The following is a 14,170-nucleotide window of genomic DNA, read 5'->3' on the forward strand; positions in this document are numbered from 1 at the left end:
TTTCTCCTGTACTTGAACCAGCTGCGCTTAATGTTGCTGCACTCACGTTCATCTGTACGTTATATGCCAAAGTGGGAGAAGTTCCTGCTCCTGCTTTGGAAACATTGTAGAATGTTCCTCCTGTTCCTGATGTTGTTGCATTGGTGGAAAATGCATTGAGCATTCCTAATCCTGCGCCCTGAATCATTCGTACTGAAGGATTAAAATTAGATGAAGTAGATGCAGTTAAGAAAGTTGGGCTTGCCGTATGAAGGGAGAAACCTGAGAGAGCCTGTAATTGTCCTCCTGTAAATCCTGAATTATTCCATGTTGTAACGTTGGCTGCATTGGTCGTTGTATTTGTACCAAAATCTGCTCTGTTCCAAACCTGTAAATTAGTAACTACTCCACCCGGAGCCTGTATAAGTGCAGCAAAAGTAAAATACTGTCCGTCGGATAATGTTACATCGGCATAGTTGTAAGTAATACCGTTGATGATCTGTGTTCCCGTCATATTGGTAACAATATTTCCGGTAGTAAATGTAGGATCGGAAGTATTTTGAACTAATTTCAAATTAGTCAGACCTTGAGGCCACATTACACGGACTGTTCCTACAGTATTGGTGTTCTGTACTTTCCATACCGATGCAAAACGCGCATTGGCATCAGAAATACCGCTGATTGATATTAATGGTGCTTTTGTCAGCCCATTGTCTCCCCATGTCATAAATTGTTGATTTGCCAATGTCCCAGTATTGGTGTCATTGGTATCATTCATATTATTAAGCCCGATCAAAACCTGTTGTCCGGAGTTGATACTCATCGACTGTCTTTGGTATAATGCTGAGTTATCATCCCTTCCAATACCTGCTATATTATTGTTATAGCCTGTATTAGTTGTAGCATTCCAAAAGGTATATGTCGTACCCGAAGATGTGTAATTACCAGCTTTTGTGATCCCGTATTTCAGAGCAAGATAACTTTCTATCTGCTGACGTCCGGAAGGTTGGGCTGAATTGTAAATAACGATTTCAGCAATATCAGCATTAGAAAAGATTGTAGTTCCCTGTGCTCCTACCCAGAAATTTTGCGTTCCAATAGGAATGGTTGTATTTGCAAGTGTGGTAGATGCAGAAGAACCATTAACATATAATCCTGCCGAACCGGAGTTACCATCCATATTCATTAGACGGATCTCATTGGCAACGGGAAGTGTAGTAGAGATCACTCTATTAGTTACTATCATGCCTGTTGCAGCAGATCCTACATTCCAAGTTCCTCCTGCTCCGTCAGAATGACTATAAAATGTATTGTTAACCGAACCTAATTTTCTAAATACTATGTATTGAGAAGTTGCATATGGAGCCGACGCAGTTGTTGTAACAGTCTGTGGAACTGAAGGTGTGTATAAACGATCATCAACCCCATCAAATCTCACTGTCGGATTAAAATTGATAGCACCTGCATTATAGGTTGGGAGTGTAGTTGCAGCTCCTTGCTGTACAAGATTGTATGAAGCTGAAGCACTGTTGTTCCATTGGGTAACAGTCCCAGCTTGTGTTATTCCTGCATTGCCTTTATACCATAACTGTGTACCGGAAACACCTCCCGGACTTTGTGCATAAAAGCCTTGACTTATGAATAAAGCCCATAATGCTGTTTTAATTTTTATAATTGTTTTCATAACTGTTTTTTAAGTTTTCACTAAATAAAATAATAGCAGATTCTTTTATAATATTAAAGCAGGTGGTGGGCGGGAATAATGAATTGATACTTCTCTCCTTATAGGAAAAGTGTTGTGTATGGAAAAAAGCTTAACGGTAATACCCGAAAAACAGATTAAAAGATAAAAAAGCGCAGACAGGAAAAGATATTTCGAAGCAACAGGATTATTCAACACTGCATTTTCAGAGGAGCCTGATGATAAGCTAAAACGATGCTTCCCTTCCAAACCTTTTATAAACGAACTGGTTGCATTTTTCTTTACCAGATTGCCGATTATTTTCTTTGGTTGGGCTTTTCTTTGTGCTCCGGTATTATAACGTTGAATTTTAATCTTAGGGACTTCCGATGCTTCAAAATTATCTATACCATATACCTGCGCTCCATTTGCTATAAATATATATTCTTTTCCTTCGACAATATTTGATTTTGAAGCAGGATCTTCCTGACTATTAACAGAAATATCATCGTGAATATAAACAGCAGTGCTGTCCTTAATATATATTTGTGGATTATTTTTACTGAATGACTGAGAATAACAAAATGTACTGATCAATACCATCAAAAATCCAAAAGGGATTCCGCAAATGCAGAAACCTTTTGGATTCAATTTTGAAGTCATCAGTTCTATTTTCATTATAAATCTCAATTTTAGATACTAAGAATGTATTTTAGTATTTTATTAAATATTTATACAGATATGTTTTTTGTCTTGTACGTATTGATAGAGTAAATATTTTCATGGAATATTAATTACTAATTTTCCATCCTTGAAAAGTTCTTGCAGCAGTGCTATAAGTAGTTCCGCTATCTACATAAGCCAATGTAGCCATATAAACAGTTTCTCCGGCAAGGCAATACAGAAGTCCACTGGCAGTAAGAGAGTTGAGCTTTGTTGTAACAGTTATGAACTGTTGCGCTATAGTTGATAGAACATTCGCTGCGTCTTTTCTGTAAATTCTCATCCCACACTGAGTGAAATTTCCTCCTGATACAGTATTGTCAAACTGTACTGATCCAATGAAATAATAATAACCTGAAGTAGGAACTATAAATGTACCCGCAGTAGGTGAGAATGCATTGGCAGCGTCAACATTTTCTGCCTGATAAACTACATTAGTATAGCTACCGCCTGCGGTTCCCGTTGGTCTATCACTAGTAATTGTTGCCGCAAAAAGCCCTAAATCTGCAGCATTTGGAGGAACAGGTCCTGATAATATCACATTTCCACTATTATCTACACTAAGATTCTTAGATGTTCCAGGAGAAGCTGGGGAAGATGATGTGAGACTGGTAAATTTTAATCCGCTTTGTCCACTTACTCCAGAATTTAACTCTAATTTTGCTGTCGGATTTACAACCCCTATCCCTACGTTATTTGTTTCAGTAATATTCAATACATTTGTTCCTCCACTCAAACCATTGAAGATTGAAAAATTTCTTGTCCCATCTGCATTGATATCCTGCAACACTTGCCAGCTTCCGATACCTAAAGCCGCACGTTTGGAGGTTGCATATGTAGTTTCCAGAATATTTATAGCCTTCGGATATTGAGTACTACCGCTGGATACAGTAAGGGGATTTGCCGCAGAAGTTGTACCGATTCCAATATTTCCTTTATTAGGTCCTGCCGTATCATAGCTTAAATACTCCAGACCCTCATAGGTTCCCAAGGAAACGCGAGCAATAGTATTATCAATATTCGTATAATTTAAAGCTCCCCATGTAGGAATTCCACCTCCTATACCAAGTCTTGTTACTGTATTTGCCGCAGTAGTTGAGTTACTTAATGTTATACCATTTCTTGCTCCAGATGCAATAACTTGCAACTTATTACCAGGATTTGAAGTACCTAAACCTACATCACCATTGTCCTTTACAATAAATTCGGCTCCCACTACTCTTGCTGTGCTTCCATCAGATTGTGTACCTATCTTTACCATTGTATTACCATTATCATTTACCCAAGCATCATTTGTGGTATCCCCCGTACTTCCAGTAATAACCTTTTGCCATACACTTCCGTCAAAATAATAATATCCAGGCGCTGTGATGTTAATGGTTTTTCCTGCAGGCGCAGAGTCTGCAGAAGTTGAATAGATAATTGCTCCGGTCTGAGCCGTTGTATAAGATGTATTTCCCAATCTTATCTGATCTCCGGTCAACCTAGGAACAATAAGTCCTTCAGGTTTACTTCCATCTGTAGTTTTGGCAGTAATATCCATCGTAGCTTTAGGATCGGTATTATTAACGCCTACTTGAGAATATACAGCAGTTGAAGCTAATGCTGCAATCGATACAATTAATTTCTTCATAGTTTCTTATGTTTTTTAGTTATAGTCCAGAAGGAATAGATGCAGAACCTGTATTAGTTCCCCCTAAATCAGCCGAAACACCGGATAGGGTTTTTGTAATAGAATTATTGATGATCATACAGTTGATTGTCCATGTACCATTAGAACCATCAGCTGTTGTTCCACCGTTATAGTCTGCATATAAAGACCAGGTAGAACCAGTAATCATTGCCTGAACGTTTAGCGGATTATAAGTTCCGGAACCTGTGGTATTAGAAAGGGATTGTTTATTAAAACTGTTTCCTACCACAACAACAGTGTACTGATTGGTAGGTATATTGGTATTAAAACTTGCAACCCAATCTTTATTAACATTTGATAACGTATAGGTTACAAAAGTGATATTAGCTGTATTTCCGGTAGAAGATTGAGATACTTTTATCTCCCCTGTAGTATTGTCTCTTACCAAAGTAGATACATTGGTAGAACCGGATGTAGGAGACGCAGTTCCGATTCTTAGATTACCGTTAATATCTAATTTTGTCGACGGATTTGTAATTCCTACTCCTACATTTCCGGCAGATGTTATACGCATTCTTTCAGTAGCTGCGTTTGTACCCGCAGAAAAAGTTAAGTCTGTTGGGGTTGAGCCTGCAGATACGGTTCCGTTTATCTGAGCAGATACGGCTGCCGTGTTGATATTACTGGTTCCATCATATCCGTTGAAAGACAGAGAGCCTAAAGAATTTCCATTTGTTACTGCTGTTTTAGCGACAGGTGTACCCTGTGATCTTGTAAAAGTAATACCTCCTGCGAATCCGCTTGTGTTTCCTGAGGAATTCAAAGTGACGTCATCATTCACACCCCCATCTCCTACAATATCAATTCTTGTAGCAGGTGTAGAAGTTCCCATACCAAGAGCTCCATTGTCATTCGCAACAACATCTGTATAAGCTCCTCTTGCTGTACCATCTGCTTTTGTGCCCAGTTTTACCAACCCTATATCATTGATCCAAATATCATTCGTAGTATCTGATGCTGCCAATGCAGTGGCTGTAGTTGCAGTTTTGGTGAGAACGCCATTCGCATCTACCGTTACAATATTGGATGTACCTGCTCCCGTTACAAGCCCTTCAAAACGTACAGGGTTATTTGCAGCATTTACATGGAGTGCATTGGATGGTGTAGTAACGCCAATTCCTACATTTCCGGCAGATGTTATACGCATTCTTTCAGTAGCTGCGTTTGTTCCGGCAGAAAAAGTCAAGTCTGTTGGAGCTGAACCTGCGGTTACAGTTCCATTTATCTGAGCAGATACAGCAGCTGTATTGATATTGTTGGTTCCGTCATATCCGTTGAAAGACAGAGAGCCTAAAGAATTTCCAGTTGTTACTGCTGTTTTAGCGACAGGTGTACCCTGCGATCTTGTAAAAGTAATACCTCCTGCGAATCCGCTCGTATTTCCTGAGGAATTCAAAGTGATGTCATCATTCACACCTCCGTCTCCTACAATATCAATTCTTGTAGCAGGTGTAGAAGTTCCCATACCAAGAGCTCCATTATCATTCGCAACAACATCTGTGTAAGCTCCTCTTGCTGTACCATCTGCTTTGGTACCTAATTTTACGACAGCATTTGTTGTATCATTGATCCAAGCATCATTCGTAGTATCTCCTGTGCTTCCTGTAATGATTTTTTGCCATACACTGCCATCAAAATAATAGTAACCGGGAGCTGTAATATTGATTGTCTTACCTGCAGGAGCAGAATCTGCAGAAGTTGCATAAAGTATTGATCCCGTTTGTGCTGTCGTGTAAGATGTATTACCCAGTCTTATTTGATCTCCAGTTAATCTTGGAGTAATAAGACCTTCAGGTTTACTTCCGTCTGTTGTTTTGGCAGTAATATCCATTGTTGCTTTCGGATCTGGAGTATTTACTCCTACTTGGGAATACATGACTGCAGACGCACATAGTGCAATTGGTAAAATTAATTTCTTCATTTCTTAGTATTTATGTTTTAAATTAGAGGGAAATGATTTCAAGTGCTTGATATACACCTGAAATCATGATAAACTGTGTGTTTTTAGAATCTTTTATTTCTCGCCCTGTTACTTTTTTATGGATATAGAATTACTTCATTTTTAGAATAAAGAGAACTATGATAATATCGAAAACAGAAGTTTCTACATCAAATTGGAAATGTTTTAAATTACAGGTCTCGAAATATTTTATATAGGGATGTTTTGTTTCTTGTTTAGTTTTATACCTGGAAAAGTTTTCTCCATTTTGCAATCGTATTTCTACTCATATTGAAATGATTGGCTACCTGACTGTTATTTAATCTGTTATTTTTTTGATAATCGAGGATACTAAAAATATCGGTAGTATTATAGGAGCGGTGTTTTTGACTAAAACTAGTAGAATTTTCTGTTTCAAATATTTTCTTATTAATTTCTAAAATATCCATTGATGAGAGATGAGTTTTGAATAAAAGTGTTTCGCACGTTTCTTTTTTATCAGGATATTTTATTTTTATAATATCTGAGTAGATTCTTCTATAATTGGGTTTATTCATCAGTATTTTTGTTTTAAATTATTGTGTGTATTTATCTATCCATTTATATAGGGTTGTTTTGGGAATATTGTATTCTTCTATTATCTGGTGTTTTGTTTTTTTTCCGGTCTGTACCATTTCCAGAATAAAATCAATGACTTCTTTTGTATAAATATTCTTTCGAAACTGCGGAAGTGCTGTTTTTTTCTGTTTTAATTCATTGTAACCAATCTTTCCCGGAGGTGCAAATAGTATCAAATGCTGTGTGTAGATTCTGAAAAAGTCATATTCCAGCAATTTGCTCCATCTCATGATGAGATCTGCATCCAGACTTTTACTTTCATACATTTCCTCTATATCTTGCTCAGAGCATTTCATAAAGTTACGGATGCGCTCAAGCTCAATTTTATTTTCCGTTACACGAAGTTTAATCAAACTTCCTATGTGGATTGTTTTAAAATCTATCGACATTTTTTCTTATCATTTATTGAATTATCAAAGTGTTTTTAATTTGTATTTTGATTAAGAAACTATGGTATGTACTTTGGATTATAAATCCCTACATTACCATTTACTATTCAAAATAAGATATTCTTATATCAAATTTGTGGTACAAAATTTGGAAATATTTTTATCTGTAAAAAGAAAATGGAGTAATGAATTCTATAAAAAATTACACATTTGTAAATTTGATTTTATTTGTCTTCTGAGACTTTGTAATTCATGAATTCAAAATTATGTAATTAAATAAATGATGAATTTTACATGTAAGTCAAATTTGTAATTTCATTAACATTTTATTAATTTACTGATAATCAAATTTATATGTAAATCAAATTTTAAAAAATACTATGCTTTTCATAATATTTTAAAAAAAATGATTACTCTGTAAATGTAATGATGATAGAAAAATAGTATTCAATGCATAATTTTGTTTCAAATATCACTATATGATAATTCTAAAAAAAATTACAATCGTAATAGTTCTCTGTTGTTTTTTTACCTGTTTATATTCTCAAACAGAAAAACAAATTGAGACACAGCTACAGTTAGCTCGTAATTTAATGCAGAAACAAAAGAATAATGAAGCCTTAAAATTAATTTATGAAGCTAACAATCATGCAGAAAAGATAGGATCTAAAAAAGGTATTTTAGACTCCAACCTACTTTTAATGTCTATTTATAGTAATATTTCTGATTATAAAAATGTGATAGAAATAGCTAATAAAACTGAAAATATAGCAAAAGAAGAGCAAAGGTTTGATGCAATGTCTATTATTCATATGTTAAGAGGTAAAGTCTATAAAAATACTGGTTTCTTAGACGAGAGCTTAAAAGAATTGAAAAAAGGAATTTTTTATGCAAATAAAATAGATGATCAAGATAAGAAACATTTTCAATTATCACGTATTTATCAAAATATTTCAAGTTATTACGAAAGGCAAAATATCAATGATTCTGTAATATACTTTCTGGAGAAAAAAAATCTTCCTGAGCTTAAACTGATAAAAGGGAATACCTCGGATGACAAACTGCAAAGAGATGATAATATTATTAGAGCTTATATTAATATTGCCAATTACTATATGGGATTAAGTGACCCACCAAAATTCGATTTGGCAGAAAAATATCTTAATCAAATACAGGTTTATAAGGAAAGCAGTTCTTATATATCAAATAATGATTTGATTGCACAAGCATTTGCGAGACTGTATTATGTAAAAAAAGATTATAAAAACTCTGCTCATTACTATGAAGAAGCACTAAAATTCGGAAATCAGTCAAAAGATCCTAAATTAAGAAGAGAAGCTTATGGTGAATTAGCAGTCATTTATGGAAAGTTGGGAAATAAAAATTTACAGTTGAAATACCTTAGTTTATCAAGGTTTTTGGAAAAAGATCTGGTTGAAAAACAAGAATCTGATTTTAAAAACTCAGCAAAACAAATAACTTTAGCAAAAGACAAAGAATATCATGGTGATATAAAAAAAATATGGATCAGGGTTATCTGCTGTTTTGTCATTCTATTTATAATTTTTATAGTATTTTGGATAAGATATGTTAAAAAAACAAAAGGAAGATATGAGACTATCATAAATAGTTTTAAAGAAAATATCAATGTTCCAATACCTCCGGCAGAAGAGCAAACAAGTCTTCAAAAAGAAATAAATATTGAGAAAAATAAAAATATAGAGATCACAGAATCTACTGTAAAATCAATTTTAGTCTTTTTGGATGATTTTGAGAAAACAAATGAATTTACAAAAAGTGATGTGAATCTCTCCTATCTTGCGAATTATGCTAATACAAACACGAAGTATCTTAATGAAGTTCTCAAAAACTATAAAGGAAAATCTTTCAGTAAATACATTAATGGTCTTCGTATCAATTATATTATGAAGCTTCTTTATCTTGAGCCAAAATACAGAGAATATAAGATAAGCTATCTTGCAGAATTATGTGGGTTTTCGTCCAGAGAAGTTTTTTCATCGGTTTTTAAGAAGGAAACAGACATTACAACTTCTTATTACATCAATCAGCTTAAAAATGAGCCGGAAACAGTTGTTAAAAACTTTAATTAAGTGTAAGAATTTATAGAATTTCATACTTCATTCTATTTTTTCATAGTACTTAAATAAGTGATTTTTGCATGAAAATAATCGCTTGATGAAAAAAACAATTAATTTAAAATTAATAGCTATACTATTAATTTCACTTATAGGCTTTATATGTTATAGTCAGGATTATAAAGTTTATTATCCAATGAGAGATAAAAAAGATAGTGTAACTAATAATTTATCTCATCCTGAAATAGCAGTACTTGTAAAAAAAGATAAACATAAGAATGGAGTTATTAATTCTGTAAGTAATAATATAGTGCATCTTGTTAAAAAAGATAAACCAGATACTGTTTCTTACAAGCAGCTTCTAGATGATTCTCTAAAATCAGCTTATACAAATATTGCTGATGCCTATGAAAAAAAAGGAGATAAAAATTCACAAGTTAAGTATCTCAAATTATCCAACAGTTTGGGTGATAGTTTAAATTTAAAGTTAAAAACGGATTTTAAAAATTCTGTAGAACAGATAACTACTGCAAAAGATAAAAAATACAATAAGGATATAAAGAAAATATGGATAATAGCTATATGTGGAATTATTCTTATAGCTATCATCTTAGGATTATTATTAATAAGACATATCAAAAAAACAAAAAACAGATATGAGGCTATTATAAAAAATTTCAAAAAAAGTACTAATATTCCAATACCTCCAACAGAAGAGCAAATCGGTCTTCAAAAAGAGATAAATATTGAAAAAAATAAACCTGCAGAGATCACAGAAGCAACTGTAAAATCAATTTTAGCCTTATTGGATGAATTTGAAAAGACAAATGAGTTTATAAAAAATGATGTGAACCTCTCTTATCTTGCCCATTATGCCAATACAAATACGAAATATATTAATGAAATACTAAAAAAATATAAAGGCAAATCATTTAGCAAATACATTAATGGTCTTCGTATCAATTATATAATGAAACTTCTTTATCTTGAACCAAAATACAGAGAATATAAAATAAGTTATTTGGCAGAATTGTGTGGATTTTCATCCAGAGAGGTCTTTTCGTCAGTTTTTAAAAAAGAAACAGACATTACAACTTCCTATTACATCAATCAGCTTAGAAACGAGCCGGAAACGGTTGTAGATAGGCTTGATTAAATTAAGTGTTAGAATTTACAGAATTCAGCACTTCCTTTAATTTTTTATGATACTTAAATAATTGATTTTTGCCGGATTAAATTTTTATTTCATGCAAAAAAAACATTATCAAAAACTGTTATTCATCTTTTTAATTTGTTTCACAGGCTCTTTTTGTTTTAGTCAAAATTATAAGATTGGCTATACAATGAATTACAAAAAAGATTCTTTATCCGACGAGATATCACATCGTGTTATGATACTTCTTGTAGAAAAGGATAAAACGAAATTTACTTCTTATGAACAGCTTATTAACGATTCATTATATGTAAAATATCAACAGAAAAAGTCTAGCTCATTTAGGAAATACGATTATGACTACGACTTTATGACAATTGCTAATAATAGAACACAGGAAATTAGTAAATTTAAACTATTGGGGATTTATTTATACGAATTATCCACTCCAATTAGCAAATTAAATTGGCAGATCCAGAATGATACCAGGAAGATTGGTAAATTTTCTTGTCAAAAAGCTACTTTAGATTTTTGCGGACGAAAATGGGAAGCATGGTTTACTAAAGAAATTCCCTTGAATGAAGGACCTTATATTTTCAAAGGTTTGCCTGGATTAATTCTTAGTCTAAAGGATTCAGAAGGTGATTATGAATTTATTTTTTCAGGGATTCAGAAGTCTTCAGCAGATAGTATAGATGATAAATCGATGAAGTCTCTTCCTGTGAAAGAAGTGCAACTTGAAAAAGTTTCATTAGAATATTATAATGATCCTTACAAAGAATTAAAATCCGGAGCTTTTGGAAGTTATATGATAACTTCTCCTAATGATCCTAGCCCAAAAAAACCTGATTTTAATAAAATGGCTAAGGAAAAACAGGAATCTATAAGAAAAGAAAATAATCCTATTGAACTTTGTAAAGCGATTAAATATCCTTAATTATAACTATTTATATTGATTTTTTTTATTAAGGCAGTTCCATAGAAACTGCCTTTTTTAATATACTTTATCTCACTTCCGAAGGCGAAAAACCAAACTGTTTTTTAAAAGCAAACGAAAAATGCGACAGATCCTCAAAACCGAGATCAATGTAAATATCATTTGGCTTTTTCAGTTTTTCCTTCATTAAGAAATGGGCTTCTTCCAAACGGCGTTTTACTAGCCAATGACTTGGTGTATCATTGAAAATTTCTTTAAAATCTTTTTTAAATGAAGACAAGCTGCGACCTGTAAGATATGCAAAACGATCTATGCTTACATTAAATTTGTAATTTTTCTGCATAAATTCCTGAAGATTGATTTTTCCGGGTGCATTAAAATCAAAGAAAATTCCCGAAAGTTCAGGGTTTTGTTTTAATAGAATTAAGAGCAGTTCTTCCCTTTTCAGATCAGAAAAAGAATCATTTATTCTTCCTGAAATTTCAAAATAAGGCTGTAGTGATTGAATAAAATTATCAATGAAAAAATTTTTATCAAGTTTAAAAACTGCATTTTTTGATTCAAATTCATTGAAAATCACGGAATGCTTTTCCTCAAAACTCCTTAGAAAAGTTTCATCGAAGAGAATGATTACTTTTTCAAAATAATTATTTTCTTTTTGCTTATTATATCTCGCCAAATTATTTTTCCGAACAATACAATATTCTCCGGGATGCAAGGTATAATGCTTGCTTCCGTCGAAATAATCCATTTTTCCTTTCGCTAAAAAGAGAAAGAAATGTTCGGGAATAAACTGTTCCGGTGAAACTTCCGGACCGATATAGCAAGATTTTATTTCACTGAATTTCATTAGATACAATTTACGTTTTTTGTAATAAAAATTGATTGTTTTTATTTAATCAATCCTAAATCAATCACACTTTTTGCTGTTGCAAGGATAGCTTCTTCCATTGGTCTTGGCTTCCATCCGAGTAGATTTTTTGCTTTTTCGTTGCTTGCACTTTTCACATTTCCTAAAAGAGGAATTATCATGTCAAATTTTTTGCTGAATAAGCCTGTTAATCTTATAATCCAGTCAGGAATTTCTTTTGTCGGAACTTTTGCAGCTTTGTCTCCTAAATTTTTTCTTAAAATTTCAGCAATATCTAAAAATGAAAGTGATGCTCCTGAAACAGCAATAAAACGTTCTCCCTTCGCTTCTGGAGATAGCATTGCTTTGATATGAAGATCGGCAACATCTCTTACATCCACGTACCCAAAAGTAAGTTTTGGACAGGCTTTCATCACTCCGTTCAACATCTGTATCACAGGCTGCACAGAATGTGAAGTGTCCGCATCCAATACAGGACCGTAAACTCCGGTTGGATTTACGACTGATAATTCCATGGAAGTTGTTCTGCTTTCGATAAATTCCCACGCTGCCTGTTCCGAAATCGTTTTAGATTTTTGATAAGGAGCAACGGTATCGTTAATTATCGTCCAGTCTTCTTCCGTATAAGGTGTTTTCTTGTTGGTTCCCATTCCAACAGCGCCAAATGCGGAAGTGAGTACAAATCTCTTAACACCGGCTTTAGTTGCCGCTTTCATCACAAATAATACACCATTTTTAGCAGGAATAATAAAATCGTCATCCGTTTTTGCGTCTGTATTTGGCGTTGGAGAAGCAGTGTGAATCACGTAAGTACAACCTTCAACCGCTTTTTCCCAACTCGCTTCATTATCAAGATCAGCCTGGATAAACGAAAGCGATTCAAAAGATTGAACTCCTCCTCTGCCAAGCATTTTTTTAACGTGATCAATTTTATTTAATGAACGCAGAGAAGCTCTTACTTTGAATCCTTTATTTAATAAATCAATCATACAATAACTTGCAATAAAACCAGAACCACCTGTTACTAAAACTATTTTGTCGTTGTTTGAATTTTCCATTTTTTAATCATTTTAATGATACAAAATTGGTCAAAATTGAAAGCATTCATTTTGTTGAAAAGTTATTTTTACTTTGTTGAGAAGTCTTTTTTTTTAGCCTTATTTAATTCTACTTTGTTGGTTATTAATATTCTAATTCAGGCTTTTAAATTAAAAAACTAATTCATTAAATTTGTATAAGCTAAACAAAAAACAAAATTATGTCAATAACAAATGAACAGGAATTAATCGGAATGCAGAAAGCGAGTGAAGCTGTCGCTTATACATTGAGAGAAATGATCAATTATGCTCAGCCGGGAATGACGACGAAAGAAATTGATGAATATGGAGCAAAAATACTGGCTGATTTTGGTGCTAAATCAGCTCCTCATCTTACCTATGGATTTCCAGGCTGGACCTGTATAAGTGTAGATAACGAATTTTGCCACGGTATTCCGACAGATGAGAGAATTTTAAAGGAAGGAGATTTAATAAATATTGATGTTTCCGCAGAACTTAATGGATTTTGGGCAGATAATGGAGGTTCATTTATTGTTGGTAAAGATATTAATCAGCATCAGAAATTAGTTGATGCTTCTAAAGATATCTTACGAAAAGCAATTGACAATATAAAAGGAGGCGTAAAAATTGCAGATATTGGTTTTCTGATGGAAACTGAGGCGAAGAAAAGAGGCTTTAAAGTCATTAAAAATCTTGGCGGACACGGCGTAGGAAGAAGTCTGCATGAAGAACCCGACGAATTGATGAATTATAAAAACCGTTTTGATACCAGAAGATTCAGGAAAAATTCTGTGGTTGCAATAGAAACTTTTGTTTCTACATCTTCAAATTTAGCAGTAGAATTGAATGACGGCTGGACAATGGTCGGAAATAAAGGTGGTTATATGGCTCAACATGAACATACAATTATCGTAACCGACGGAAAACCCATAATTTTAACTGAAATGAATGAAATATTGAATTGATTTTCAATGTTTTTATAAATAATTAAGGCTGTTTTATTTTTTATGAAACAGCCTTTTTAATTATAAAT

At 33.3% G+C, this 14,170-nt stretch carries 12 protein-coding genes; 4 read left to right on the forward strand and 8 right to left on the reverse strand.

The window, feature by feature from the left end:
- The 6 genes from ABD940_RS05020 to ABD940_RS05045 form a co-directional block, all read right to left on the reverse strand.
- Window positions 1-1,663 (reverse strand): DUF8202 domain-containing protein (locus tag ABD940_RS05020; protein ID WP_425550355.1); only part of this gene is annotated, 1,663 nt, incomplete at its 3' end.
- Window positions 1,664-1,708: 45 nt separating this feature from the next.
- Complete coding sequence (locus tag ABD940_RS05025; RefSeq protein ID WP_345200727.1) at window positions 1,709-2,338, reverse strand: hypothetical protein; 630 nt, start codon at window positions 2,336-2,338, stop codon at window positions 1,709-1,711.
- A gap of 112 nt (window positions 2,339-2,450) precedes the next feature.
- Window positions 2,451-4,016, reverse strand: a complete 1,566-nt coding sequence (locus ABD940_RS05030; protein ID WP_345200728.1) for a hypothetical protein — start codon at window positions 4,014-4,016, stop codon at window positions 2,451-2,453.
- Window positions 4,017-4,035: 19 nt separating this feature from the next.
- Window positions 4,036-5,997, reverse strand: a complete 1,962-nt coding sequence (locus ABD940_RS05035; protein WP_345200729.1) for a beta strand repeat-containing protein — start codon at window positions 5,995-5,997, stop codon at window positions 4,036-4,038.
- Between the two features lie 260 nt (window positions 5,998-6,257).
- Window positions 6,258-6,572 carry a helix-turn-helix domain-containing protein gene (locus ABD940_RS05040; RefSeq protein ID WP_345200731.1) on the reverse strand — a complete coding sequence of 105 codons (315 nt, stop codon included), beginning with the start codon at window positions 6,570-6,572 and terminating at the stop codon, window positions 6,258-6,260.
- An 18-nt stretch (window positions 6,573-6,590) separates the two neighbouring features.
- Entirely contained in the window at window positions 6,591-7,016 is a 426-nt protein-coding gene (locus tag ABD940_RS05045) for a helix-turn-helix domain-containing protein (RefSeq protein ID WP_345202614.1), read from the reverse strand.
- Window positions 7,017-7,615: 599 nt separating this feature from the next.
- On the opposite strand from ABD940_RS05045, the gene ABD940_RS05050 reads away from it, so the two are divergent.
- From ABD940_RS05050 to ABD940_RS05060, 3 genes are all read left to right on the forward strand, one after another.
- Window positions 7,616-9,133, forward strand: coding sequence for a helix-turn-helix domain-containing protein (locus ABD940_RS05050; RefSeq protein WP_345200732.1), 1,518 nt, complete (start codon window positions 7,616-7,618; stop codon window positions 9,131-9,133).
- A gap of 85 nt (window positions 9,134-9,218) precedes the next feature.
- Window positions 9,219-10,274 carry a helix-turn-helix domain-containing protein gene (locus tag ABD940_RS05055; protein ID WP_345200733.1) on the forward strand — a complete coding sequence of 352 codons (1,056 nt, stop codon included), beginning with the start codon at window positions 9,219-9,221 and terminating at the stop codon, window positions 10,272-10,274.
- A 91-nt stretch (window positions 10,275-10,365) separates the two neighbouring features.
- Complete coding sequence (locus ABD940_RS05060) at window positions 10,366-11,208, forward strand: GLPGLI family protein (protein WP_345200735.1); 843 nt, start codon at window positions 10,366-10,368, stop codon at window positions 11,206-11,208.
- 67 nt (window positions 11,209-11,275) lie between these two features.
- On the opposite strand, the gene ABD940_RS05065 is transcribed toward ABD940_RS05060, so the two are convergent.
- Together ABD940_RS05065 and ABD940_RS05070 are read right to left on the reverse strand one after the other, a co-directional pair.
- On the reverse strand, window positions 11,276-12,058 hold the full coding sequence (locus tag ABD940_RS05065; protein WP_345200736.1) for a helix-turn-helix domain-containing protein: 783 nt from the start codon (window positions 12,056-12,058) through the stop codon (window positions 11,276-11,278).
- A gap of 41 nt (window positions 12,059-12,099) precedes the next feature.
- Complete coding sequence (locus ABD940_RS05070; RefSeq protein ID WP_345200737.1) at window positions 12,100-13,137, reverse strand: SDR family oxidoreductase; 1,038 nt, start codon at window positions 13,135-13,137, stop codon at window positions 12,100-12,102.
- Window positions 13,138-13,337: 200 nt separating this feature from the next.
- Here ABD940_RS05070 and map point away from each other — a divergent pair, with 200 nt between their 5' ends.
- The gene (gene map, locus ABD940_RS05075) at window positions 13,338-14,102 is read left to right on the forward strand and encodes a type I methionyl aminopeptidase (protein WP_345200738.1); all 765 of its coding nucleotides are present in this window, start codon (window positions 13,338-13,340) and stop codon (window positions 14,100-14,102) included.
- The last annotated feature ends 68 nt before the right edge of the window (window positions 14,103-14,170 follow it).

It is taken from the genome of Chryseobacterium ginsengisoli (assembly GCF_039542325.1).
Lineage (GTDB): Bacteria > Bacteroidota > Bacteroidia > Flavobacteriales > Weeksellaceae > Chryseobacterium > Chryseobacterium ginsengisoli.